Consider the following 23817-nt stretch of genomic DNA (forward strand, 5'->3'; position numbering starts at 1 on the left):
AGCTCTCGGACCGAGTCCTGGGAGGCGCACCATGACGGACACCCGCGAAGAGCCGTCCGCACCGAGCCGCCCCGGTTCCGCTCCGCGGCCCTCGAGTCCGATCGGGCCGAACACCACCGGCAACCTCGGGTCGCTCCGCTCCCTGCTGCCGCGCCTGTTCTCGCGCGCGCAGCCGGCCGGCGCGGTGGACACGCTCATCCGCACCGTCCGGTCGCACCACCCGAAGGCCGACGTCACGCTCATCGAGCGGGCGTACTCGGTGGCCGAGCGTGCGCACGACGGGCAGAAGCGCAAGTCGGGCGAGCCGTACATCACGCACCCCGTCGCCGTCGCCCAGATCCTCGCCGACCTCGGCATCGGCGCGATCACGATCGCCGCCGCACTGCTGCACGACACCGTCGAGGACACCGACTACCAGCTCGACCAGCTGCGCGTCGACTTCGGCGACGAGATCGCGATGCTCGTCGACGGCGTCACGAAGCTCGACAAGGTCAAGTACGGCGACAGCGCCCAGGCTGAGACCGTCCGCAAGATGGTGATCGCGATGTCGAAGGACATCCGCGTGCTCGTCATCAAGCTCGCCGACCGCCTGCACAACGCCCGCACCTGGGGCTTCGTCGAGTCCGCCTCGGCCACGCGCAAGGCGAAGGAGACGCTCGAGATCTACGCGCCCCTCGCGCACCGGCTCGGCATCCAGATGATCAAGCTGGAGCTCGAGGACCTGTCCTTCGCGGTCCTGCACCCGAAGCTCTACGTCGAGATCGACAGCCTGGTGAAGGAACGCCAGCCGAAGCGCGAGCAGTTCGTGCAGACCGTCATCGGCACGCTCAAGAAGGACCTGAAGGCCGCGAAGATCCGCGGCGAGGTCATGGGCCGACCGAAGCAGTACTACTCGATCTACCAGAAGATGATCGTGCGCGGGCGCGAGTTCGAGGAGATCTACGACCTCGTGGGCATCCGGGTGCTCGTGCCGACCGTGCGCGACTGCTACGCGATGCTCGGGTCGGTGCACGCGCGCTGGACCCCGCTGCCCGGCCGCTTCAAGGACTACATCGCGACGCCGAAGTTCAACCTGTACCAGTCCCTGCACACCTCGGTGCTCGGGCCCCAGGGTCGCGCCGTCGAGATCCAGATCCGCACGCACGAGATGCACCAGCGCGCCGAGTTCGGTGTCGCCGCCCACTGGAAGTACAAGCAGCGTGCCGCCGGCCGTGACGTCGGAGCCTCGTCGACGACCGACGACCAGGACATGGCGTGGCTCGCCCACATCACGGACTGGCAGGCCGAGACGAGCGACCCGGGGGAGTTCCTCGACTCGCTCCGCTACGAGATCGGTGCGAAGGAGACGTACGTCTTCACGCCGCAGGGCAAGGTCATCGGCCTGCCGTCCGGCGCCACCCCGGTCGACTTCGCGTACGCCGTGCACACCGAGATCGGTCACCGCACGATGGGCGCGAAGGTGAACGGCCGGCTCGTGCCGCTCGAGAGCCAGCTGTCCAGCGGCGACGTCGTCGAGATCTTCACGTCGAAGAACCCGGACTCCGGCCCGAGCCAGGACTGGCTGCAGTTCGTCCGCAGCCCCCGGGCGCGGAACAAGATCAAGCAGTGGTTCACCAAGGAGCGCCGCGAAGAGGCGATCGAGCAGGGCCGCGACGCCATCGCCCGCGCGATGCGCAAGCAGAACCTGCCGCTCCAGCGCCTGATGAGCCAGGACACCATCGCCGAGATCGCCTCGTCGATGCGGTACGAGGACGTCTCCGCCCTGTACGCCGCGATAGGCGAGGGCCACGTGTCCACGCAGTCGGTGATCGAGAAGGTGCTCGGCAGCGTCCAGACCGAGACGGAGACCGACGAGACCGAGCTGTCGTTCCCGCGGCAGGTGACGAGCCGACAGCTCCGCACCAGCGACAGCGGCGTCCTCGTCCGTGGGGCGCCCGACATCCTGGTGAAGCTCGCCAAGTGCTGCACCCCGGTCCCCGGTGACCAGATCGTCGGGTTCATCACCCGCGGTCAGGGCGTCTCGGTGCACCAGTCGTCCTGCACCAACGTGAAGTCCCTGATGAACGAGCCCGACCGCATGATCGAGGTCGAGTGGGCGCCGTCGTCGAAGTCGGTGTTCCTGGTGCAGATCCAGATCGAGGCCCTCGACCGTTCCGGACTGCTCAGCGACGTCACCCGGGTGCTGACCGACCACCACGTGAACATCCTGTCCGCGACGGTCTCGACGTCCTCGGACCGCCTGGCCCTCAGCCGCTTCGTGTTCGAGATGGGCGACACGATCCACCTCGATCGCGTGCTCAACGCCGTCCGGCGCATCGACGCCGTCTACGACGTCTACCGGGTCAGCGCCGGCTGAGCAGGTCCCGCAGGCGTCGCTCGGCCTGCCGGGCCATCGGGATCGTCCCGAGGCCGCGCAGCCGCGAGCGGAGCTCCTCCGCGGTCACGGCCCCGGTGGCGAGCATTCCGGCGACGGCGTCGGACCGTGGGCCCGACGGCGGTCCCGGTGTCCGGAGCAGGTCGAGGGCCGTGCGCGCTGGGGTCGTGACCGGCACGCGTTGCTCGCCCACGCGGACCACGTCGTCCTCGGGCAGCGTGACCTCGCGCAGCCGGACGGCCGGACCGGCGGTCAGCCGCACCCGCGGTGAGACGCTCGCGTCCATCGGGTCGGGCGGGCGTGACGACGCTCCCCAGATCCAGGCGGCCGTCCGTCCGGCGGCGGTCATCCGCGGGTCGCGGAGCACCCACGCAGCCGCCTCGGCCCGCAGCGACGGGTCCTGCGGCGTGGCGGGGGATGCCCAGCACGGTCCGACCGCGACGAGCTCACCGGCGAGGACGGCACCGCGGAGTTCGGCTTCCGGCCAGTCGTCCGTGGTGACGAGTCGGGACCGGGGCACCCCGTCATCCTGCCCGACCCACACGACGGCGTCCGCCCCCTGTGGAGAGCAGACCGACCGGGCGAAGGGCGTCGGCCGTCAGCGCAGGACGTCGGCCCGGTGCACGAGGGCGGCGGCGCCGATGAGCGGGCCGTCCTGCGACAGGGCGGTCGGCACGATCCGCACCTTGGTGACGAACCCGAACTCGACGCGCTCGGCCACGGCCTGGCGGGCGTACTCGAACAGGTCCGGCGTGACGTGCGAGAAGCCGCCGCCGATCGCGACCACCTCGAGGTCGACCAGGCTCGTGGCGGCCGCGATCGCCTGCCCGAGGGCGCGGCCGCTCCGGCGCACCGCCGCGACCGCGATCTCGTCGCCCGCGGCGTAGGCGGCCGAGAGCTCCTCGCCGGTCGTGCCGGTGAAGCCCTGCCGGCGCGCCCAGGCGACGGTCTTCGGGCCGCTGGCGATCGCCTCGAGGCAGCCGGTGCCGCCGCAGGCGCAGGGGTCGTCGTACCCACCGCACTCGACGTGGCCGATGTGCCCGGCGTTCCCGGTGGGACCGCTGACGGTGCGGCCGTGCAGGATCAGGCCGCCGCCGACGCCCGTCGAGACGATCATGCCCATCACGTGGTCCGAGCCCTGCGCGGCACCGACCCAGTGCTCGGCGAGCGTGATCGCCAGGCCGTCCATGCGCAGCGTCACCGGGACGCCGGCGGGCACGAGAGCGGCGATGCGGTCGCGGAGCGGGTGACCGCGCCACACCGGCATGTTGAGCGGTGAGACGAGCCCGTGCTCCTCGTCGACCGGGCCGGCGGACCCGATGCCGACACCGACGAGCGTCGCGTCGGCGGGCAGGGTCGCGAGGGCGGCGGTCACGACCTCGTCGACCGCGGCCTGCAGCTCGTCGGACGTCCGCTCCGGGCCCGTCGGGCTGCGGAAGCGGGTGGCCGGCAGCACGACGCCCTGGTCGGTGACGAGCGCCGCCTCGACCTTCGTCCCGCCGAGGTCGACGGCGAGGGCCAGGGTGGTGGACAGGGGTGCGGTGCTGGACATGCGCGCTCCGATGCGGCGGTCTGGAGGCCCGGTGCGGCCTGGGGACGCGGCGTCGCGTCCGGCGGTCACCGGCCTGGTGCGGGGATGGGTCGGGTCGTGCGGGTCGGGTGCTGTTCGCCGGTCAGTACGACGAGGTGTCGTCGCCGAGCGACGACGCGGCACCGGTCTCGACGCGGTGGGCGACCTCGTCGAGGATGCGGGCCGAGGCGCTCGTGCCGATGCGGTCCGCACCGGCCTGCACCATCTCGAGCAGGGTGTCGAGGCCGCGGACGCCGCCCGAGGCCTTCACGCCGGTGTCGGCGCCGACGGTGTGCCGCATGAGGGCGATGTGCTCGGCGGTCGCGCCGCCACCGGCGAAGCCGGTCGAGGTCTTCACGAAGGCGGCGCCGGCGGACTGCGCGGCACGCGATGCCGCGACGATCTCGTCGTCGGTGAGGAACGCGGTCTCGAGGATGACCTTGACCACGGTGGAGCCGGCGGCGTCGACGACCGCGCGGACGTCGCGCTCGACCCGCTCCCAGTCACCCGACTTCGCCGCGCCGATGTTCTGCACCATGTCGAGTTCGAAGGCGCCGTCGGCCAGGGCCTGCAGCGACTCGGCGACCTTCGCCTCGGTCGAGGTGGTGCCGTGCGGGAAGCCGATCACGGTGCCGACGCCGACGCCGGTGCCCTGCAGTCGGGCGACCGCGTGGGTGACGTCGCTCGGGCGCACGCACACGCTGAAGACCCGGTACGCGGCGGCTTCGTCGAGCTGGGCGTCGACGTCCGAGCGGGTGAGCTCCGGCTTGAGGATCGCGTGGTCGATGAGGCCGCGGACGGCGTCGGTCGTGACGGGGAAGGCTGCGTTGTCCACCGGGCAATCCTAGCCGTCAGGCACACCGCGTAGCGTGCGGTCCATGCAGGTCCTCGTCACCGGTGCCACCGGCTACATCGGCGGTCGTCTCGTCCCCCGTCTCCTCGAGGCCGGACACGCCGTGCGCGTGTTCGTCCGCAACCCGCGCAAGCTCCAGGACGTCCCGTGGAGGGGCGACGTCGACGTCGCCGAGGGCGACCTCCAGGACGCCGAGGCGGTGCGCGCCGCCGTCGACGGTGTCGAGGCGGTGTACTACCTCGCCCACGCGATGGGCGCCGACGGCGACTTCGAGGCCGCCGAGCGCGAGGCCGCCGAGACCATGGCGCACGAGGCGAAGGCCGCCGGCGTCAGCCGCTTCGTCTACCTCGGCGGGCTGCACCCGGACGGCGAACTGTCGAAGCACCTGCGCAGCCGCAAGGAGGTCGGTGACATCCTGCTCGGCTCCGGCGTCCCGACGGTGGCGTACCAGGCCGGCGTCGTCATCGGCTCCGGCAGCACGTCGTTCGAGATGATCCGACACCTCACCGACGTCCTGCCCTGGATGCCGGCACCGCGGTGGGTCCGCAACCGGATCCAACCGATCGCCGTCCGCGACGTCCTGTACTACCTGGTCGCGGCCCTCGACGTGCCGGCTGACACGAACCGCACCTTCGACATCGGCGGCCCGGACGTGCTCCGGTACGGCCAGATGCTCAACGGCTACGCGGTCGAGGCGAAGCTGCCGCAGCGCCCGATCACGGTGCTGCCCGTGCTCACCCCGCGCCTCGCCGCGCACTGGTTCAACGTGGTGACACCGATCCCGCGCAAGCTCGCGACACCCATCATCGAGTCGCTGCAGTTCGAGTGCGTCCAGCGCGAGCACGACATCGACGACGTCGTGCCGCAGCCCGAGGGCGGGCTCACCTCGTACCGCGGGGCCGTGCGCCTGGCGCTCAACAAGATGCGGTCGGGCCAGGTCGAGACGAGCTGGCGGAGCGCGACGCTCTCGAGCGCCTCGGCCGACCCGATGCCGAGCGACCCCGACTGGGCGGGTCACACCGTCTACGTCGACGACCGGAAGCGGCACTCGAACGCATCGGCGGCCGACGTCTGGCGCGTCGTCGAGTCGATCGGCGGCGAGAACGGCTGGTACTCGTTCCCGCTCGCCTGGGTGGCGCGCGGCTGGATGGACAAGGTCGCCGGCGGCGTCGGCCTGAGCCGTGGTCGTCGCGACCAGCAGCGGCTCGAGCAGGGCGATGCGCTCGACTGGTGGCGCGTCGAACGCCTGGAGCGTGGGCACTACCTGCGGCTCCGCGCCGAGTTCAAGTCGCCGGGTCGCGCGTGGCTCGAGATGACCGTCACCCCGACGCCGGACGGGGGCAGCGACTACCACCAGCGGGCGATCTACTTCCCGCAGGGGCTCGCCGGGCGCCTGTACTGGTACGGCATCCTGCCCTTCCACGGCATCATCTTCCCGGGCATGGTCGAGCGCATCACCGCGGCCGCCGAGCGGGAGTCCGACAACACCGAGTCGACGCAGCGCAACCGGACCCAGCACAATGGGACCCCTGAGCCGGCGCACGAGGAGGCAGCATGACCGACGACCGCAGCCCCGTCCTCTTCCTGGGGGACAGCATCACCGAACAGGGCGCGTGGGACACGTGGCTCCCCGACGAGCACACCCTGAACCAGGGGATCGGCGGCGACACGACCGACGGGGTGCTCGGACGCCTCGACGCCGTGGTCGCCGAGCAGCCCGAGGTGATCGTGCTGCTCATCGGCACGAACGACTTCGGCAACCACCGGGCGAGCGCCGAGCACGTCGTCCGCAACGTCGAGACGATCCTCGTCACCCTGCGCCGCGAACTGCCCGGGGTGCGGCTGCTGCTCGTGTCGATCCTGCCCCGGCAGGCCGACCACGCCGCGAAGATCGAGGAGGCGAACCGGCACCTCCGGCAGTTCGTCGCCACGTGCCACGCGCAGTACCTCGACGCGTGGCCGGCACTGGCCGACGGCGACCGGCTCGACGAACGCTTCACCGACGACGGCCTGCACCTGACCGAGGAGGGCTACCGCGCGTACGTGGCCGAGCTCGTCCCCGCGCTCGAACGGGTCCGCGGCCTGCCGCCGATGTCCCGCTCGATCCAGGCGATCGACCTCGGCGAGGACGCCGACTGATGGCCGCACGGAAGGGGCGACCCCCGGTGGGGTCGTCCCAGACCGGCGTGCCCACCCGGGCCGCCCCGGCGGCACGCACGACGGCCGCCCGCGAGACGCCGGGGTTCACCCGCCCCGCACTCGCTCCGTCGATGATCGCCGCCGTCGTGCTGCTGGCGTGCGTCGCGATCGTGGACTCGTCGGGCTTCGTCTTCGCCCGGTGGGGCGTGACCGTGCTCGCGCTCATCGTGCTCGTCTTCGCCGTCCGCGGGCGGACCTGGTGGGCCGCCGTGCTCATGGCGGCCGTCGCGGTCTGCTGGAACCCGTTGGTCACCGTGCCGATCCCCGGCGAGGTCTGGGCGGCGCTGCAGCTCGTGGCGGCCGCGCTCTTCGTGGTGGTCGGCCTCGTCGTGAAGGTGCCCCGCGAGGCGGACGCACCCCGGGCCTCCTGACCGTCGCTCTGCCGCGTGCGGCACCGGGGTCCGCCGGACGGTAGGATCGGTCAGTCGGGTGCAGGACCCGGCACCGCACCCGAAGGGCATGGATGAACGACGAGACCGAGCCGGTGACCGAGAGTCCTCTGCTGACCCCTCGACCGTCCTCCGGCGGTCTCGACCGATCCGACGTCGTGGTCCGCAAGGGCCGTCTGACGTTGCTCAACGGACACCTGACGCCGCAGCAGTCGATGATCGAGGACCTGCTGTTCCTCGACGACGCACTCACCGCCGGTGACGTCGACCACCTGCTCATCCGCGGCAACGACCAGCGGCCCGTCATCGCGATCGACGAACGCGACCGCCAGCGAGCCGAGAGCGCCGTGATGGCCGCGGCCGTCAACGAACCGTTCTACGCGAAGCCCCCGGGCGAGCCCGCCGTGCTCGTGACCGACGACGGCCTCGGCCACGTCGACGAGCCGGTCCTGCGGGTCTTCCGGCCCCGCCTCGAGCCGCTCGGCCGCCTGCGCTACGGCGCGGAGACCAGCGTCCAGCTCGAGTTCTGGCGCGTCACCGACACCGAGGTCCTGGCGCCCGTCGAGAACGCCCTGATGCGTCGCAGCCTGCCGATCGACGAGTTCGTGCTCGTCGACATCGAGCGCTACGGCCGCACCTGGCGCACCGTCGAGCACATGTTCGACGACCACGTGTCGGACATCCGGTTCCCGATCGACATCGTCTTCTCGTGGGTGGACGGCAACGCGATCGAGTACCAGCGCGCCCGGCAGGCCGCCCAGTCGACCGCGGTGCTCGGTGAGGGCGACGACGCCCCCGCCCGGTTCCGGCAGATCGACGAGCTGAAGTACGCGCTCCGCTCGGTGCACACGTTCGCGCCGTGGATCCGCCAGATCTACATCGCCACGGACTCGCCGGCGCCGCACTGGCTGGCCGACCACCCCAAGGTGCGCATCGTCCGGAGCGAGGAGTTCTTCGCCGACCCCTCGGTCCTGCCGACGCACAACTCGCAGGCCGTCGAGTCGCAGCTGCACCACATCCCGGGCATCAGCGAGCACTTCATCTACTCGAACGACGACATGTTCTTCGGACGGCTCGTCGACCCGTCGGTGTTCTTCAGCCCGGGCTCCGTGACGAAGTTCATCCTCGCCGACACCCGCATCGGGCTCGGGTCGAACCACCCGGCACGGAGCGGCTTCGAGAACTCGGCCCGCGTGAACCGACGACTCCTGCAGCAGCGCTTCGGTGCAGTGACGACGCGGCACCTCGAGCACGCGCCGACGCCCCTGCGCTCGTCGATCATGACCGAGATGGAGCACGAGTTCGCCGACGAGTTCCGCGCCACGGCCGCCTCGCGGTTCCGGGCAGCGGACAACATCTCGGTGACGAACTCGCTGTACCACTACTACGCCCTGCTCACCGGGCGGGCGATCGTGCAGGAGAACGCACCGGTCAAGTACATCGACACGACGATGCAGTCCGGCCTGCGCACCCTGGACGAGCTGCTCAAGAAGCGGAACGTCGACTTCTTCTGCCTGAACGACGGCAGCTTCCCCGAGGTCAGCGACGAGGAGCGGACGCAGCGCGTCACGGACTTCCTGGAGCGGTACTTCCCCTTCCCGGCGCCGTGGGAGCGCGACAGCGCGTAGGACGCGTCAGCGCGTAAGACGCGTCAGCGCGTGGGACGGCGCCAGCGTCCTGCTGGAAGGCCCGTGGCAGGGTCCCCTCGAGCCTCCCATCCGCCCTGCCGCCGGGTGCGCGGCCGCCGAGTGAGCAGCAGACGTCGGGTCCGCACACCGGATCCGACGTCTGCTTCTCAGTGGAGCCTGACGACCTACCGGTGCACGGGCGAGCCAGCGAGCCCGGCGCCGGAGCCCAGGCTCGCGCTCTGCGCGCTGACGACCTCCCGGGAGGCCCGTGGCGGACCCGCCACGCGCCTCCCGTCCGCACGCCCTCACGCACGCCCTCACCCTTGGTGAGCACGAATGGTCGGGTCCGTACCGCGGACCCGACCGTTGCTGCTCACGAAGCGCGACGAACGGACGGGAGCCACCACGCGCCTCCCGTCCACACGCCCTCACCACGTATGGTGAGCACGAACGGTCGGGTCCGCACCGCGGACCCGACCATTGCTGCTCACGAAGTGTGGCGACCTACCGGTGCACGGGGGAGACGGGCACGGTGTCGAGCGTGAACACCGGGATGCTCGACGTCACCGGGGCCGGCTCGACCGCAGGCGGGATGCGGACGCCGGCGGCTTCGAGCCGTGCTTCCGTCTCGGCTGCGGTGACCGGCTGGCCGACCGTCGAGTAGTGACCGATCGGCACGACCGAGTGCACGACGTTCCGGCCGTAGACGTGCACGAGGTTGAACGACTGCGCGCCGTCCCGCCCCCGCGTGCCGCCCTGGTACTCGGTGAGGTCCTGCGTGTAGCACGTGGCACTCGCGACGGACACCGGGACGCCGGCGAAGACCGCACTCGTCGAGTAGTGCAGGTGTCCGGCGATGATCGCCAGCACGTCACTGCCCTCGACGACCTCGGCCAGGGCCTGCTGGTCGCGGAGCTCGACGAGGACGGTCAGGTCCTGCACGCTCGGCACCGGCGGGTGGTGCATCGCGAGGATGGTGCCGTGCGGCGCCGCCTCGGACAGGACCTCGGCGAGCCAGTCGAGCTGCTCGGGGGAGACCTCGCCGTGGTGGTGCCCGGGCACGCTCGTGTCGAGGGTGATGACGCGCAGTCCGTTGACGTCGTAGACGAAGTCGACGGGACGGTCGGTGGGCTGCAGGCCGAAGAGCTCCTGGCGGAAGGCGCCGCGCTCGTCGTGGTTGCCCATGGCCCAGATGACCTGGGCACCGATCCGGCGAGCGGCCGGCTCGACGATCTCACGGACGCGGGCGTACGCGCCGGGTTCGCCCTTGTCGGCAACGTCGCCCGTGACGACGATCGCTTCCGGCCGGGTGCCCGAGGCTTCGATGTCGGCGATGATCTCGCCGAGTCGTGCGGCGGAGTCGACGTCCCCGTACAGGGCGCCGTCACCAGCCACGAGGTGGGTGTCGCTGAGGTGGAGCAGGAAGTGGTTCGGCCTGGGGTGTTCGGCCGTCCGGCTGTCCAATGGGGTCTCATTCCGTTGGCGGATGCGTGGTGCAACACGTTGCCACACCGTCCTGGACGAGTCCAGCACGTGTCGGTGAACCAGCCGTGAACTGGGGGCGGCGTGTTGTGGCACCCAACGGGAACACCCCCCGCCCACAGAGTGGACGAGGGGTGTTCGCGTACGTGCCGAGGAGTCTTACTTCACCCCGGGGCCGACCTGCGGGGCCTGGTGGCTGCCCTCCAGGTCCGGACCGTGGTGGGCGGCGTGCGCCGCCTCGAGCTCCGCCTTCGAGACCGGCTCGATGCGGTCCTCGAAGAAGAACCGCGAGACGTTCGCGCGGACCTTCTGCACGGCGGTGATCTTGCCCTGGGCGTTCGGACGGATCATCAGCGGCTTGTACTCGTTGAACTGCAGGAGCTTCCAGCGCTCGTACTCGTCGAGCTGCTCGTGCACCTCGATGTACTCGCCGTGGGGGAGTCGGACGATGCGGCCCGACTCGTACCCGTGCAGGACGATCTCGCGGTCCTTCTTCTGCAGGGCGAGGCACACGCGCTTCGTGATCCAGAAGGCGACGAACGGGCCGAGGACCGTCGTGGCCTGGATCACGTGGATCACGTGCTCGATCGACACCAGGAAGTGCGTCGCGATGATGTCCGACGAGGCGGCGGCCCAGAGGCTCGCGTAGAGCGTGATGCCGGCCGCGCCGATCGCGGTGCGCGTCGGGGCGTTGCGCGGGCGGTCGAGGATGTGGTGCTCGCGCTTGTCACCGGTGACCCAGCCCTCGATGAAGGGGTAGAGCAGGATCGCCAGGATGAGCGCCACCAGGACCGCGATGGGCGCCAGGATGTTGAACGACACCGTGTAGCCGAACCACACGACCTCCCAGTGCGGCGGCACCAGACGGAGCGCGCCGTCGGCGAAGCCGATGTACCAGTCGGGCTGGGTACCGGCGGAGACCGGCGAGGGGTCGTACGGGCCGTAGTTCCAGATCGGGTTGATCGTGAACGTGGCCGCGATGAGGGCGATGATGCCGGCGACGATGAAGAAGAACCCACCGGCCTTGGCCGCGAACGCCGGGAGGATCGGGACACCGACGACGTTCTCGTTCGTCTTGCCCGGACCGGCGAACTGCGTGTGCTTGTTGATGACGACGAGCACGAGGTGCACACCGAGCACCGCGACCAGGATCGCGGGCAGCAGCAGGATGTGCAGCGTGTACAGGCGGCCGACGATGTCGGTGCCCGGGAACTCACCGCCGAACAGCAGGTAGGCGATCCAGACGCCGATCACCGGGACGCCCTCGATCATGCCGACGATGATGCGCAGACCGTTGCCGGAGAGCAGGTCGTCGGGGAGCGAGTAGCCCGTGAAGCCCTCACCCATGGCGAGGACCCAGAGCAGGAAGCCGAAGACCCAGTTGAGCTCGCGGGGCTTGCGGAACGCGCCGGTGAAGAACACGCGGGCCATGTGAAGCATGATCGACGCCACGAACAGCAGGGCCGCCCAGTGGTGGACCTGGCGCACGAAGAGCCCACCGCGGATGTCGAACGAGATGTTCAGCGTCGACTGCAGCGCGGTCGACATCTCGACGCCCTTGAGCGGCACGTAGGTGCCGTCGTAGACGACCTCGGACATGGACGCCTGGAAGAAGAACGTCAGGAAGGTCCCGGAGAGCAGCACGACGACGAAGCTGTACAGCGCCACCTCGCCGAGCATGAAGCTCCAGTGGTCCGGGAAGATCTTGCGGCCGACTTCCTTGACGAGCCCGGAGATGCTGGTGCGCTCGTCGATGTAGTTCGACACTCCGCCGATGATGCGGGAGCCGCGCTGCGGAGCCGGCCGGGTGGCCGCGCCCGGCGCGTTGGTGGTCGTGGTGGTGGGGGTGCTGGTCATCAGCGTTCACGCTCCCAGAAGGACGGTCCGACCGGCTCGTGGAAGTCGCTCTGGGCAACCAGGTAGCCGTCGTCGTCGATCGCGATCGGAAGTTGGGGGAGGGGGCGTGCGGCCGGACCGAAGATGACCTCGCAGTTGTTCGCGACGTCGAAGGTGGACTGGTGGCACGGGCACAGCAGGTGGTGCGTCTGCTGCTCGTAGAGCGCGACCGGGCAGCCGACGTGGGTGCAGATCTTGGAGTACGCGACGATGCCGTCGTAACCCCAGTTCTCCTGGCCCTTGGCGGGGTTGAGGTCCTTCGGGTCGAGACGCATGAGCAGGACGGAGGCCTTGGCCTTCTCCTCCAGCATGTGCTCGGAGTCGAGCATCCCGTCGGGGATGACGTGGAAGACCGAGCCGATGGTGACGTCGGAGGCCTTGATCGGCAGACCCGTCGGGTCCTTCGTCAGGCGCAGGCCCTGCTTCCAGAAGGTGTGGCGGAGCAGCTCGTTCGGGTCCTCTGCCGGGGCGAGGTCGCGGACGAGGACGATGCCGGGCAGCGGGAACGCGGCCAGTGCACCGATCATCGAGTTGCGGATCAGCTTGCGACGGCTGAAGCCCGACTCCTTGTCGGCGAGCTGGAAGGCCTCGACGGCCTTCGCGCGGGTCGCGTCGGTGCCGCGAGTGCCGTGCCGGAGCTCGGTGATCTCGCGGTCGACGACGAGCGACTTCGACCAGTACACGGCGCCGAGGCCCAGCGCGATGAGCGCCAGGGCGATCGAGAGACCGAGGAAGAGGTTCGCGGAGCGGACCGTGCCGAAGTCGTTTGAGTCGATCGGGAAGGCGATGTACGCGGCGATCGACAGCACGCTGCCGACGATCGAGACGTAGAAGAAGGTCGCGACCTGGCGCTCGGCCAGACGCTGCTTCTTCGGGTCGACGTCGGTGCGGCGGGGGCGGTGCGGGGGCTCGCCCGGGTTCTCGAACGGGTCGGTGGGCAGCACCGCGATCCCGGGGGAGGTGGTCGTGCCGTGCTTCTCGACAGCCGAGGACGAGTTCAGTGTCTCGTCGTCGTGCTCTGCCATGGTGTTCCCTTCAGTGTCGTTCGACACGGACGATCAGTTGGACTTCGCGGTCAGCCAGACGGTCATCGCGACGACCGCACCGAGTCCGAAGATCCAGATGAACAGACCCTCTGCCACCGGGCCGAGGGAGCCGAGTGCGAACCCGCCCGGCGACTTGTTGTCCTGCACGTACTTGAGGTACGTGATGATGTCGGCCTTCTGGTCCGGCGTCAGGTTCAGGTCGTTGAAGACCGGCATGTTCTGCGGGCCGGTCTGCATCGCCTCGTAGATGTGCTTGCCGGAGACCGTGGAGAGGTTCGGGGCGTACTTGCCCTCGGTCAGCGCGCCACCGGCACCGGCGACGTTGTGGCACATCGCGCAGTTGATCCGGAAGAGCTCCGCACCCTCGGCGGCGTCGCCGTCCTGGCCGTCGGTCAGCTCGGTGGAGGGGACCGCCGGGCCGGGGCCGAGCGAGGCGACGTACTCGGCGAGGGCGTCGACCTGCTCGTCCGTGAACTGCGCGGGCTTCTCCTCGGCCTGGGGGCCCTGGGCTGCCATCGGCATGCGACCGGTACCGACCTGGAAGTCGACCGACGCGGCGCCGACACCGATGAGGGACGGGCCCTCGCCGGTGCCCTGCGCGGACAGGCCGTGGCAGGTGGCGCAGTTCGAGGCGAAGAGCTTCTGTCCTTCGTTCACCTTCGACTGGCTCGTGGCCGCGATGGTGCTCGTGCTGTCGTCCGCGTTGGCCGAGGAGCTGAACAGCGCGTAGGCGCCGCCGGTGGTCATGAGACCGACGACGATGAGCGACACGGTCGCCATCGGTGAACGGCGGCCCTTCTTGGACTTGGTCCTGTTGAACATGTGCTGAGGGGTGTCCAGTTCCTACTTGAGAAGGTAGATGACGAAGAAGAGGAAGATCCAGACCACGTCGACGAAGTGCCAGTAGTACGACACGACGATCGCGGTGGTGGCTTCCTTGTGACCGAAGTTCTTGGCGGCGAAGCCGCGGCCGAGGGTCAGCAGGAAGGCGATGAGGCCACCCGTGACGTGCAGGCCGTGGAAGCCCGTGGTCATGTAGAACGCCGAGCCGTACGCGCTCGAGGAGAGCGTGACGCCCTCGTGCCAGAGGTTGGCGTACTCGAAGATCTGGCCGCAGACGAAGATCGCGCCCATCGCGTAGGTGACGAAGAACCACTCGGTCATGCCCCACTTGAAGGGGCTCCAGCTCGTGCGGTGCACCTGGAAGCGCTCGGCGGCGAAGACCGCGAACTGGCAGGCGAAGCTCGACAGCACCAGGATGATCGTGTTCACGGAGGCGAACGGCACCTCGAGCTTGGCGGTCTCGGTCGCCCAGAGCTCGGGGGACGTGCTGCGCAGCGTGAAGTAGATCGCGAACAGGCCGGCGAAGAACATGACCTCGCTGCCCAGCCACACGATCGTCCCCACGGCAACGGCGTTCGGCCGGTTCAGGGCCGGACCGCTGGCGGTTCTGGAGAGAGAGGTGCTAGTCACGTCGTCCATTATGGCCGAAACCCCAGACAGTGTTTTCGCAGGACACTGGCGGGTCTCTCGAATTCACTACGATCGGGGCATGCTCGACGCTCTCACCTGGCCTACCGTCATCAGCGCGCTCATGGCCCGCACGGACCTGACGATCAGGCAGTCGACATGGGCCATGGAGCAGATCGTCACCGGGCGCGCCACCGCTGCACAGATCGGGGCGTTCGCGGTGGCGCTCCGTGCGAAGGGCGAGACCGTCGACGAGGTCGTCGGCTTCCGCGACGCGATCCTCGATGCCGCCGTCCCGCTGGACGTGGACCCGATGGCGCTCGACATCGTCGGCACCGGCGGCGACGTGGTCGGCACCGTGAACGTCTCGACCATGGCCGCGATCGTCATCGCCGGCGCCGGGGTCCCGGTCGTCAAGCACGGCAACCGCGCGAGCTCGTCGAAGTCCGGATCGAGCGACGTGCTCGCCGCGCTCGGACTCGACCTCACGATGGACGCGGTGCGCGTGGCGGACACGTTCCGGCGTGTCGGTCTGACCTTCGCCTTCGCGAACGCCTTCCACCCCGGGTTCGCGCACGCCGCCCCGGTCCGCCGCGAGCTCGGCGTGCCGACCGTCTTCAACTTCCTCGGTCCGCTCGTGAACCCCGCGCGTTGCGAGGCGAACGCGGTGGGCGTGGCGCAGCTCGGCCTCGTGCCGATCATCACGGGCGTGTTCCAGACCCGTGGTGCGACCGCTCTCGTGTTCCGCGGCGACGACGGCCTCGACGAACTGACGACGACGGGTCACAGCCACATCTGGGAGGTCACCGGCGGCCGGGTCATCGAGCACGACCTCGACCCGCGTGACCTCGGGATCGCCCGCGCGCAGACCTCGGACCTGCTCGGCGGCGAGCCGGAGCACAACGCGGCGGTCGTGCACCGTGTGCTCGCGGGGGAGACCGGTCCCGTCCGCGACATCGTGCTGCTCAACGCAGCAGCCGGCCTCGTGGCGTTCCGGCTCGCGCAGGACCCCGCCGAGGCCGACCGGCCGATCCTGCACCGGTTCCGCGAGCAGCTCCTCGTCGCCGCCGAGGCGATCGACTCCGGTGCCGCCGCGCGCAAGCTCGCCGACTGGGTCGGCACCGCACCCGCCGCCTGACGGCGCTCCGCCGCGACAGCGGTCCGGCCGTCCGGCGGAACCGGGTTCCGGCGGGTCGGAACCAGGCTCTGGACACAGCACCGCGGAACAGCGTGGTGCTGTGCCCGGAACCTGGTTTCGCAGGACCCTGCGAGCCGGGGGCCGGCGTCGGTACGCGCGCCCCGCGCCCACCGCAACGGCCTGGAGGCGCGGTGCCGGTCCGTCGGACCCGCACCGCGCCTCCAGGCGGTCACGTCAGCAGCGGGCTACTGGACGTCCTCGTCGACCCAGTCGAAGGTCTTCGTGACGGCCTTCTTCCAGAGGCGCAGCGTGCGGTCGCGCTCGGCGGCGTCGAGCTGCGGCTCCCAGCGCTGGTCCTCCTGCCAGTTGGCACGGAGCTCGTCGAGGTTGGCCCAGAAGCCGACCGCGAGGCCGGCCGCGTAGGCCGCGCCGAGCGCGGTCGTCTCGGCGACCACCGGGCGGACGACCGGCACGTCGAGGATGTCGGCCTGGAACTGCATGAGCTCGTTGTTGGCGGTCATGCCGCCGTCCACCTTGAGCTCCGTCAGGTCGACCCCCGAGTCGGCGTTGACGGCGTCGAGGACCTCGCGGGTCTGCAGCGCCGTCGCCTCGAGGGCGGCACGTGCGATGTGGCCCTTGTTGACGTAGCGGGTGAGGCCGACGATGGCGCCGCGGGCGTCCGGACGCCAGTACGGCGCGAAGAGCCCGGAGAACGCCGGCACGAAGTACACACCGCCGTTGTCCTCCACGGTCTTGGCCAGGGCCTCGACTTCCGGGGCGCTGCCGATGAGGCCGAGGTTGTCGCGCAGCCACTGGATGAGCGAACCCGTGACGGCGATCGAGCCCTCGAGCGCGTAGTGCGTCTCCTGGTCGCCGAGCTTGTAGCCGACGGTGGTGAGCAGGCCGTTCTCCGACCGCACGATGTCCGTGCCGGTGTTGAAGATGAGGAAGTTGCCGGTGCCGTAGGTGTTCTTCGACTCGCCCTTGTCGAAGGCGGCCTGGCCGAACGTCGCCGCCTGCTGGTCGCCGAGGATGCCGGCGATCGGCACCTCGCGGAGCAGGCTCGAGGACTCGACGTGGCCGTAGACCTCGGACGAGCTGACGATCTCGGGGAGCATGGCCTTCGGCACGCCGAAGTCGGCGAGGATGTCGTCGCGCCACTGCAGCGTCTCGAGGTCCATGAACAGCGTGCGGGACGCGTTCGTGACGTCGGTCTTGTGCACGCCGCCGTCGGTGCCGCCGGTCAGGTTCCAGAGGACCCAGGTGTCGGTGGTGCCGAAGAGCAGGTCCCCGGCCTCCGCCTTCTCGCGGGCGCCCTCGACGTTCTCGAGGATCCACATGATCTTGGTGCCGGCGAAGTACGTCGCCAGGGGGAGTCCGACGATGGACTTGTAGCGGTCGGTGTCGCCGTCGGCGAGCTTGTCGACGATCGCCTGCGTGCGGGTGTCCTGCCACACGATCGCGTTGTAGACCGGCTTGCCGGTGTTCTTGTCCCACACCACCGCGGTCTCGCGCTGGTTGGTGATGCCGACCGCCGCGACGTCGTGCCGCGTGATGTCCGCGCGGGACAGCGCCTGGCCGATGACCTCGCGGGTGTTGTCCCAGATCTCGGACGGGTCGTGCTCGACCCAACCGGCACGCGGGAAGATCTGCTCGTGCTCCTTCTGTCCGGTCGACACGATCGAACCGGCGTGATCGAAGACGATCGCTCGGGTGCTGGTCGTGCCCTGGTCGATGGCGACGATGTAGTCGGCCATGGGTGCTCCTTACGGGTGTTCGGTGCTGCGGTCGGCCCCGTCGGTGGGACCGGCCGTCGTGAGGGTGTTCGGTGCTGCGGTCGGCCCCGTCGGTGGGGCCGACCGTCGCGGGGTCGTGCGTGCGGGTGCCGGTCGGACCGTCGCGTCGTGGTGCGTGCGGTGGTCGGTCCGGCCGTCGCGGTGGGCTCGCGTCAGGAGACGACGGGCAGCAGGACGGTCGACAGACCGGCTGCGATGGCACCGCCGAGCAGGGGGCCGACGACCGGCACCCAGGCGTAGGCCCAGTCGCTCGAGCCCTTGCCCTTGATCGGCAGGAAGGCGTGCGCGAGACGCGGACCGAGGTCACGGGCCGGGTTGATGGCGTAGCCGGTGGGGCCACCGAGCGAGACACCGATCGCGATCACGAGGAAGGCGACGGGGATCGCGCCGAGCTGCGCGGGGGTCTGGCCGTTCGTGAAGGCGATGACGACGAAGACGAGGACGAAGGTGCCGATGATCTCGGTGACGAGGTTCCAGCCGTACGAGCGGATGGCGGGGCCGGTCGAGAAGACGCCGAGCTTCGCGGCGGCGTCGGGCTCCTCGTCGAAGTGCTGCTTGTAGGCGAGCCAGACGATGACGGCACCGATCACGGCGCCGATGAGCTGCGCGAGCCAGAACAGGAACATCTCGCCGACGCTGATGTTGCCGATGATCGCCTGCGCCAGGCTGACGGCCGGGTTGAGCTGACCGCCGGACTTGTACGAGACGGTGACACCGGCGAAGACCGCGAAGCCCCAGCCGATCGTGACCATGAGGAAGCCGGCGCCGAAGCCCTTGGACTTCGTGAGCGAGACGGCGGCGACGACACCGCCACCCAGGATGATGAGCATCGCGGTGCCGACGAGCTCTGACATGAACTTGACGCCGATGTCGTCCATCGGTGACCTCCAGGTGTGCTGGTTGGGGGCCCCGCTGCTGCTCGGGCACTCCCCATCGAGTGATTGGGGCGAGCATACTGCTGGGTTTTCGCTGGGGGCGACGCGGACGGACGCGATCCCGGCCGAACTGCACGAACGTGCAGGAGCAGTGTGCGCAACACCCTCCGACGAGCACCCGGCAAGGGCGACCAGGTGCACGAACGTGCAGGGTGGGGGCACGCCCGGCCGAGGTACGCTGAGCCGACTCCGGACGACGTCGGCGGTGTGCAGGCGTCCCCGGTCCCGCCGACCCGGAAGGCTCCGCCATGAAGAAGCTCATCAACGACCCGCACGACGTCGTCACCGAGTCGGTGCGCGGCTTCGCGGCCGCCCACGCGGACCGGGTCGTGCTCGTCGAGGACCCGGTCCACCTGCACCGCGCGGACGCACCGGTCGCGGGCAAGGTCGGACTGGTCAGCGGTGGTGGGAGCGGTCACGAGCCACTGCACGCCGGGTTCGTCGGACACGGCATGCTCGACGCCGCCGTGCCCGGACCGGTGTTCACCAGCCCGACGCCCGACCCGATCGTCGCCGCCACCCAGGCGGTCGACGCGGGTGCCGGCGTCCTGCACATCGTGAAGAACTACACCGGCGACGTGCTCAACTTCGAGACCGCGGCCGAGCTCGCCGAGGTCGAGGGCATCCGCGTCGAGTCCGTCGTGGTGGACGACGACGTCGCCGTGCAGGACTCCCTGTACACGGCCGGTCGCCGCGGTGTCGCGGGAACCGTCGTCGTGGAGAAGTGCGCCGGCGCCGCCGCCGAGCGCGGCGACGACCTCGACGCGGTCGTGGCGGTCGCGCGCCACGTCAACCAGGTCACCCGCTCGATGGGGCTCGCACTCGCACCAGGCACCGTGCCGCACGCGGGGGAGCCGTCCTTCACGCTCGGCGACGACGAGGTCGAGCTCGGCATCGGCATCCACGGTGAACCGGGCCGCGAGCGCATCCCGCTCGCGCCGGCGGACGAGCTGGTCGACCGCGTGCTCGAACCCGTGCTCACGGACCTCGACGCACCGGCGGGGTCCCGGTTGCTGCTGTTCGTGAACGGCATGGGCGGCACGCCGCTGTCCGAGCTCTACATCGCGTACCGACGCGCCGCCGAGGTCCTGGCGGACCGTGGGTACGAGGTCGCGCGTAGCCTGGTCGGGGACTACGTCACGTCCCTCGAGATGCAGGGCTTCTCGATCACCGTCACGGTGCTCGACGACGACCTGATCGCCCTCTGGGACGCCCCGGTGGACACCCCGGCACTGCGCTGGGGGCGCTGACCACCGCACCACGACACCGAGCCCGTCCGGGCCGGACACACGAAGGGAACCGCATTGGCGCTCGACACCGCATGGGCCATCGACTGGGTACGCCGCACCGCCGCGACGATCGACGAGCACCGGGCGGAGCTCGTGACGCTCGACCGCGAGATCGGCGACGGCGACCACGGTGAGAACCTCGACCGGGGCTTCCGTGCCGTGGTCGAGGCGGTCGACGCCGGGTCCTTCGACACCCCCGGCGCCGTCTTCAAGACCGTCGCGACGAAGCTCATCTCCACGGTCGGCGGGGCGGCCGGCCCGCTGTTCGGCACCGCCTACCTGAAGGCCGCACAGGCCGCCGGTGACGCGTCCGAGCTCGACAGCGACGCCCTGGTCGCCGTCCTCACCGCCGCCCGCGACGGCATCGTGTCGCGCGGCAAGGCCGAGGTCGGCGACAAGACCATGGTCGACGCCTGGAGCGCGGCCGTCGACGCCGCCGCGACCGCGGCCACCGCGGGGGAGCCGCCCGAGCGCGTGCTCGAGGCGGCCGCCGACGCTGCCGCCACCGGTGCCGAGTCGACGGACCCGCTCGTCGCCCGCAAGGGCCGTGCGAGCTACCTGGGGGAGCGCGCGATCGGGCACCGGGACCCGGGCGCGCAGTCGTCGGCGTACCTCCTGCGCGCAGCGGTGGACGCAGCGTGACCGTCGGACTGCTCGTCGTCTCGCACAGCGCCGCGATCGCCACCGGGACCGTCGAGCTCGCCCGGCAGATGGCCGCGGACGTGCCGATGGTCGCCGCGGGCGGCACCGACGACGGTGGCATCGGCACCTCGTTCGACGCCGTCACCGCGGGCATCGAGGAGCTCCGGCCCGCCGACGCGGTCGTCGTGCTCTGCGACCTCGGCTCCGCCTACCTCACCACCGACACCGCGCTCGACTTCCTGGACGACGACGACCGCGCTCGGGTGCACGTCTCGCCGGCGCCGCTCGTCGAGGGTGCGGTCGCCGCAGCGGTGGCCGCCCAGACCGGCGGCGACGTCGACGCCGTCCTGGCAGCCGCCGCGTCGGCGACGGCGGCTTCCGACGCGGGGGAGTCGCCCCTGCCAGGAGGCCCGGCACCGGTCGCGTCGACCGCCCCGGTCGACGGGGTGGCCGCGTCCACCACCGCCGAGCTCGTCAACGAGTCCGGGTTGCACGCCCGCCCGGCGGCCGAGTTCGTGAAGACGGCCGCCCGCTTCGAGGCCGACGTCCGCGTCGACGGCGTGGACGCCAAGAGCCTGCTCGGCATCATGGCGCTCGCGTTGCCGAAGGGCGCCGTCGTCACTATCGCAGCCTCCGGCGCGGACGCGCAGGACGCGGTGGACGCGCTCGCGGAGCTCGTCCGGTCCGGCTTCGGCGAGTAACCCGCAGCCGACGGAGCGGTCCGGACCAGACGTGTTCGGTCCGGACGGGTTCGGTCTGAACGGGCGCGGTCCGGTTCAGGGTTCGAGGCGCTCCAGGTCCGCCAGCAGCGACGGGTGGGACGGCTCCCAGCCGAGTTCCGCACGGGTGTGGGCGCTCGAGGCCGGCTGGTCCATGGCGAACACCGGGCCGATGGGGCCGAAGCGCTCGGCCGGCACGGACTCGACCGGCAGTCCGAGCCGACGACCGATGACAGCGGCGATGTCGCGGACCGCGTCGCCCTCGTCCGCGACCGCGTGCCACGCCGTGCCGGCCGGCGCTGCCTCGAGTGCGAGCCGGAAGAGCACCGCGGCGTCCCGTGCGTGGACGGCCGGCCACCGCTGGGTGCCGTCACCGGGGTAGCCGGACACCCCGGCGTCGCGGGCCATCCCGGTGAGCAGGCCGGCGAAGCCGCCCCGGCCGTCCGCGTGCACGGTGCGGGGGAGTCGGACGGCGCTCACCCGTACCCCGTGTTGTGCCAGACCGAGCGCGGCCTGCACCGTGCGACCCCGGCCGCCGACCGGTCCGTCGACCGGCAGCGGATCCGCCTCGGTCGACGCGCGACCGGCGATCCACGGGGTGCCGGACACCACGACGAACGGCTTGCCGGTGCCGCGCAACGTCGCCCCGATCGTCTCGATCGCGGCGGTCTCCTCGGCGATCGCGGCGGCGAGGGCACCAGCGGAGCCGAAGTCGTTCCGGAAGGCCAGGTGGACGACCCCGTCGGCGTCGGCTGCTGCTCGACGGACGGCGTCCAGCTCGCCGAGGTCGCCCCGGATGCTCTCCGCACCCTGCTCGGCCAGGACGGCGGCGGCCCGGTCGGAACGGGCGAGTCCGGTGACGTGGTGCCCGTGCGTCGTGAGTTCGTGGACGACGGCGGTGCCGACGAGTCCGGTACCGCCGGTGATGAAGACCTGCATGTCCTGCTCCAGTGCTCGAACGTGATGGGACTGTTGTCGCATCACGGTAGCACGCGATGGGACCGTTGTCCCGTCGGTATGATCGTGCCATGGCGCGATGGGAACCCGGGGCACGAGAGCGGCTCGTGATGGCCGCCGCCGAGCTCTTCGCCGAGCACGGCTACGACGAGACCACCGTGACGCAGATCGCCGAACGCGCCGGCGTGACGAAGAGCACGCTGTTCCGGCACTTTCCGGACAAGCGCGAGATCCTCGTCGCCGGCCAGGCGACCCTCAGCGCACTGCTGGCCGAGGGGGTGGCCGACGCAGGGGAGTCCGCGACACCGATGCAGGCCGTGGCGTCCGGGCTCCGCCGAGCATCGTCGGTCATGCAGCCGTGGAACCGCGCACTCGGACCGAGCATCACCGCCGCGATCGCTGCGAACACCGAACTCCGGGAGCGCAGCATGCTCAAGAGCGCCGGGCTCGCCGTCGCGCTGTCCGACGCGCTCGAAGCCAGGGGGACGACGCCGACGACGGCGCGGGTCGCCGCGGAGCTCGGTGTGCTCGCGTTCGAGCGGGGCTACACGGCGTGGACCGACGCCCCGGACGGCGCCGAGGGCGATCTCGAGCACCACGTCATCGCGGCACTGGAGGAACTCCGGGTCGCGACGGAGTCGCTGGGGTAGCGCCCCGGTGGACATGAGTTGACATAATATGTATTATCGGCGCCCAGCCGCTGGGCCGGAAGGGCCGGTGAACGACGATGGTCGAGTGGATCACGTCCACTCGACCATCGTCGTGCTGTCTCGTTCGTCGTCCGGCGCGGTCAGTCCGCCGGTTCGGTCGGGACGTCCTCGGACTTGATCTCGAGCGACGGCGAGTCGGCGTCCTGCTCGTGCAGGTCGTCCTGGTCGGTGTCCGGCTGCTCGGGCGTCTCGCTCTGCGTGGTCTCTTCGGCTGGGTCAGGCTGGCTGTAGCTCATGCGCCGGACGCTACGCGCGCCCGCCTGGAGACGTCCGCGGAACACGACGAACGGCCGGGTCGCTCGCGCGGCCCGACCGTCGTCCTCGGCCGCCGTGCGGCCCGCTGACGTCAGACCGTCGGCGGGTTGGCGGCCACCAGCACGTACCCGATGATCCCGACGACGATCGCGATCACGGACAGGATGATGCCGGCGAGGATCATCCCGCGGCTGCCGCCACGCTTGCGCGACAGGATGCCGAACACGAGACCGACGACACCCGCGACCACGCCGATGATGGCGAGGAAGAAACCGCCTGCGACGCCGACGATGCCGAGCACCAGGGAGACGATGGCGAAGGTGTTCGACTGCGCAGGTGCGTTGCCGGGGTTGGACATGGTGGAGCTCCTCTTCGGTCAGGACGCCGATCCGGGCCGGGCAGCCGATCGTGGGCGTCCGGTGGAACGGTAGTCCTCACACACGGCTGGTGTTCAGGTTCGGCTGTCGAG

General features: G+C 70.6%; 23 protein-coding genes. 10 read left to right on the forward strand and 13 right to left on the reverse strand.

All coding sequences use genetic code 11. The features are described from left to right. Positions 1-31: 31 nt before the first annotated feature. A complete protein-coding gene (locus DEI99_RS08910; RefSeq protein ID WP_258369234.1) occupies positions 32-2356 on the forward strand; it encodes a RelA/SpoT family protein in 2325 nt (774 codons plus the stop codon). Here the strand turns inward: DEI99_RS08910 and DEI99_RS08915 are convergent. The 3 genes from DEI99_RS08915 to deoC form a co-directional block, all read right to left on the reverse strand. Beyond that, positions 2343-2894 carry a type IV toxin-antitoxin system AbiEi family antitoxin gene (locus tag DEI99_RS08915; protein ID WP_220037118.1) on the reverse strand — a complete coding sequence of 184 codons (552 nt, stop codon included), beginning with the start codon at positions 2892-2894 and terminating at the stop codon, positions 2343-2345. The two genes, DEI99_RS08910 and DEI99_RS08915, sit on opposite strands and share 14 nt — an antisense overlap. A gap of 78 nt (positions 2895-2972) precedes the next feature. After that, positions 2973-3926 (reverse strand): ROK family protein, encoded by a 954-nt coding sequence (locus DEI99_RS08920; protein ID WP_181434349.1) that lies wholly within the window; start codon positions 3924-3926, stop codon positions 2973-2975. A 121-nt stretch (positions 3927-4047) separates the two neighbouring features. After that, the gene (gene deoC, locus DEI99_RS08925; protein WP_111040891.1) at positions 4048-4779 is read right to left on the reverse strand and encodes a deoxyribose-phosphate aldolase; all 732 of its coding nucleotides are present in this window, start codon (positions 4777-4779) and stop codon (positions 4048-4050) included. Between the two features lie 43 nt (positions 4780-4822). Between deoC and DEI99_RS08930 the strand changes: the two genes are divergently transcribed. The 4 genes from DEI99_RS08930 to DEI99_RS08945 all read left to right on the forward strand — a co-directional run bounded on the left by DEI99_RS08930 (position 4823) and on the right by DEI99_RS08945 (position 9013). Next, positions 4823-6355, forward strand: coding sequence for an SDR family oxidoreductase (locus DEI99_RS08930; RefSeq protein WP_258369235.1), 1533 nt, complete (start codon positions 4823-4825; stop codon positions 6353-6355). Continuing rightward, positions 6352-6936, forward strand: coding sequence for a GDSL-type esterase/lipase family protein (locus DEI99_RS08935; protein WP_071297058.1), 585 nt, complete (start codon positions 6352-6354; stop codon positions 6934-6936). The genes DEI99_RS08930 and DEI99_RS08935 overlap by 4 nt, the downstream gene beginning before the upstream one ends. Next, positions 6936-7367, forward strand: a complete 432-nt coding sequence (locus DEI99_RS08940; protein WP_181434350.1) for a DUF6804 family protein — start codon at positions 6936-6938, stop codon at positions 7365-7367. Before DEI99_RS08935 ends, DEI99_RS08940 begins: the two co-directional genes overlap by 1 nt. Positions 7368-7459: 92 nt before the next feature. Then, on the forward strand, positions 7460-9013 hold the full coding sequence (locus DEI99_RS08945; protein WP_071255384.1) for a stealth family protein: 1554 nt from the start codon (positions 7460-7462) through the stop codon (positions 9011-9013). 504 nt (positions 9014-9517) lie between these two features. Here DEI99_RS08945 and DEI99_RS08950 read toward each other — a convergent pair. The 5 genes from DEI99_RS08950 to ctaE all read right to left on the reverse strand — a co-directional run bounded on the left by DEI99_RS08950 (position 9518) and on the right by ctaE (position 14919). Beyond that, positions 9518-10477 carry a phosphodiesterase gene (locus tag DEI99_RS08950; RefSeq protein WP_111040893.1) on the reverse strand — a complete coding sequence of 320 codons (960 nt, stop codon included), beginning with the start codon at positions 10475-10477 and terminating at the stop codon, positions 9518-9520. Between the two features lie 177 nt (positions 10478-10654). Continuing rightward, positions 10655-12352: a cytochrome bc1 complex cytochrome b subunit gene (gene qcrB, locus DEI99_RS08955; protein WP_111040894.1), complete on the reverse strand. Its 1698-nt coding sequence runs from the start codon at positions 12350-12352 to the stop codon at positions 10655-10657. Next, positions 12352-13416, reverse strand: coding sequence for a cytochrome bc1 complex Rieske iron-sulfur subunit (gene qcrA / locus DEI99_RS08960; protein WP_111040895.1), 1065 nt, complete (start codon positions 13414-13416; stop codon positions 12352-12354). The genes qcrB and qcrA overlap by 1 nt, the downstream gene beginning before the upstream one ends. Before the next feature lie 33 nt (positions 13417-13449). Beyond that, complete coding sequence (gene qcrC, locus DEI99_RS08965) at positions 13450-14259, reverse strand: cytochrome bc1 complex diheme cytochrome c subunit (protein ID WP_071255400.1); 810 nt, start codon at positions 14257-14259, stop codon at positions 13450-13452. Between the two features lie 21 nt (positions 14260-14280). After that, positions 14281-14919, reverse strand: a complete 639-nt coding sequence (gene ctaE / locus DEI99_RS08970) for an aa3-type cytochrome oxidase subunit III (protein ID WP_111040896.1) — start codon at positions 14917-14919, stop codon at positions 14281-14283. Positions 14920-14989: 70 nt separating this feature from the next. Here ctaE and trpD point away from each other — a divergent pair, with 70 nt between their 5' ends. Further along, positions 14990-16045 (forward strand): anthranilate phosphoribosyltransferase, encoded by a 1056-nt coding sequence (trpD, locus tag DEI99_RS08975; protein ID WP_111040897.1) that lies wholly within the window; start codon positions 14990-14992, stop codon positions 16043-16045. Between the two features lie 245 nt (positions 16046-16290). Here the strand turns inward: trpD and glpK are convergent, their stop codons facing one another. Together glpK and DEI99_RS08985 are read right to left on the reverse strand one after the other, a co-directional pair. Beyond that, the gene (gene glpK, locus DEI99_RS08980) at positions 16291-17802 is read right to left on the reverse strand and encodes a glycerol kinase GlpK (RefSeq protein WP_071255408.1); all 1512 of its coding nucleotides are present in this window, start codon (positions 17800-17802) and stop codon (positions 16291-16293) included. A gap of 191 nt (positions 17803-17993) precedes the next feature. Continuing rightward, the gene (locus DEI99_RS08985) at positions 17994-18719 is read right to left on the reverse strand and encodes an MIP/aquaporin family protein (protein ID WP_111040898.1); all 726 of its coding nucleotides are present in this window, start codon (positions 18717-18719) and stop codon (positions 17994-17996) included. 305 nt (positions 18720-19024) lie between these two features. On the opposite strand from DEI99_RS08985, the gene dhaK reads away from it, so the two are divergent. Genes dhaK through dhaM form a run of 3 tightly spaced genes read left to right on the forward strand, consistent with a single transcriptional unit; the run spans position 19025 to position 21408 of the window. Then, complete coding sequence (gene dhaK / locus DEI99_RS08990; protein WP_111040899.1) at positions 19025-20026, forward strand: dihydroxyacetone kinase subunit DhaK; 1002 nt, start codon at positions 19025-19027, stop codon at positions 20024-20026. Between the two features lie 54 nt (positions 20027-20080). After that, positions 20081-20707 (forward strand): dihydroxyacetone kinase subunit DhaL, encoded by a 627-nt coding sequence (gene dhaL, locus DEI99_RS08995; protein WP_111040900.1) that lies wholly within the window; start codon positions 20081-20083, stop codon positions 20705-20707. Continuing rightward, on the forward strand, positions 20704-21408 hold the full coding sequence (dhaM, locus tag DEI99_RS09000; RefSeq protein WP_111040901.1) for a dihydroxyacetone kinase phosphoryl donor subunit DhaM: 705 nt from the start codon (positions 20704-20706) through the stop codon (positions 21406-21408). The genes dhaL and dhaM overlap by 4 nt, the downstream gene beginning before the upstream one ends. A gap of 75 nt (positions 21409-21483) precedes the next feature. Here dhaM and DEI99_RS09005 read toward each other — a convergent pair whose 3' ends face one another. Further along, entirely contained in the window at positions 21484-22365 is an 882-nt protein-coding gene (locus DEI99_RS09005; RefSeq protein WP_111040902.1) for an NAD-dependent epimerase/dehydratase family protein, read from the reverse strand. Between the two features lie 89 nt (positions 22366-22454). Between DEI99_RS09005 and DEI99_RS09010 the strand changes: the two genes are divergently transcribed. Continuing rightward, a complete protein-coding gene (locus tag DEI99_RS09010; protein ID WP_111040903.1) occupies positions 22455-23033 on the forward strand; it encodes a TetR/AcrR family transcriptional regulator in 579 nt (192 codons plus the stop codon). A 140-nt stretch (positions 23034-23173) separates the two neighbouring features. Here DEI99_RS09010 and DEI99_RS09015 read toward each other — a convergent pair whose 3' ends face one another. After that, on the reverse strand, positions 23174-23329 hold the full coding sequence (locus DEI99_RS09015; protein WP_181434351.1) for a hypothetical protein: 156 nt from the start codon (positions 23327-23329) through the stop codon (positions 23174-23176). Positions 23330-23439: 110 nt separating this feature from the next. Beyond that, on the reverse strand, positions 23440-23706 hold the full coding sequence (locus DEI99_RS09020; protein WP_111040904.1) for a hypothetical protein: 267 nt from the start codon (positions 23704-23706) through the stop codon (positions 23440-23442). Positions 23707-23817: the final 111 nt, after the last annotated feature.

Origin of the sequence: Curtobacterium sp. MCLR17_036, assembly GCF_003234445.2 — a bacterium.
Taxonomy (GTDB): domain Bacteria; phylum Actinomycetota; class Actinomycetes; order Actinomycetales; family Microbacteriaceae; genus Curtobacterium.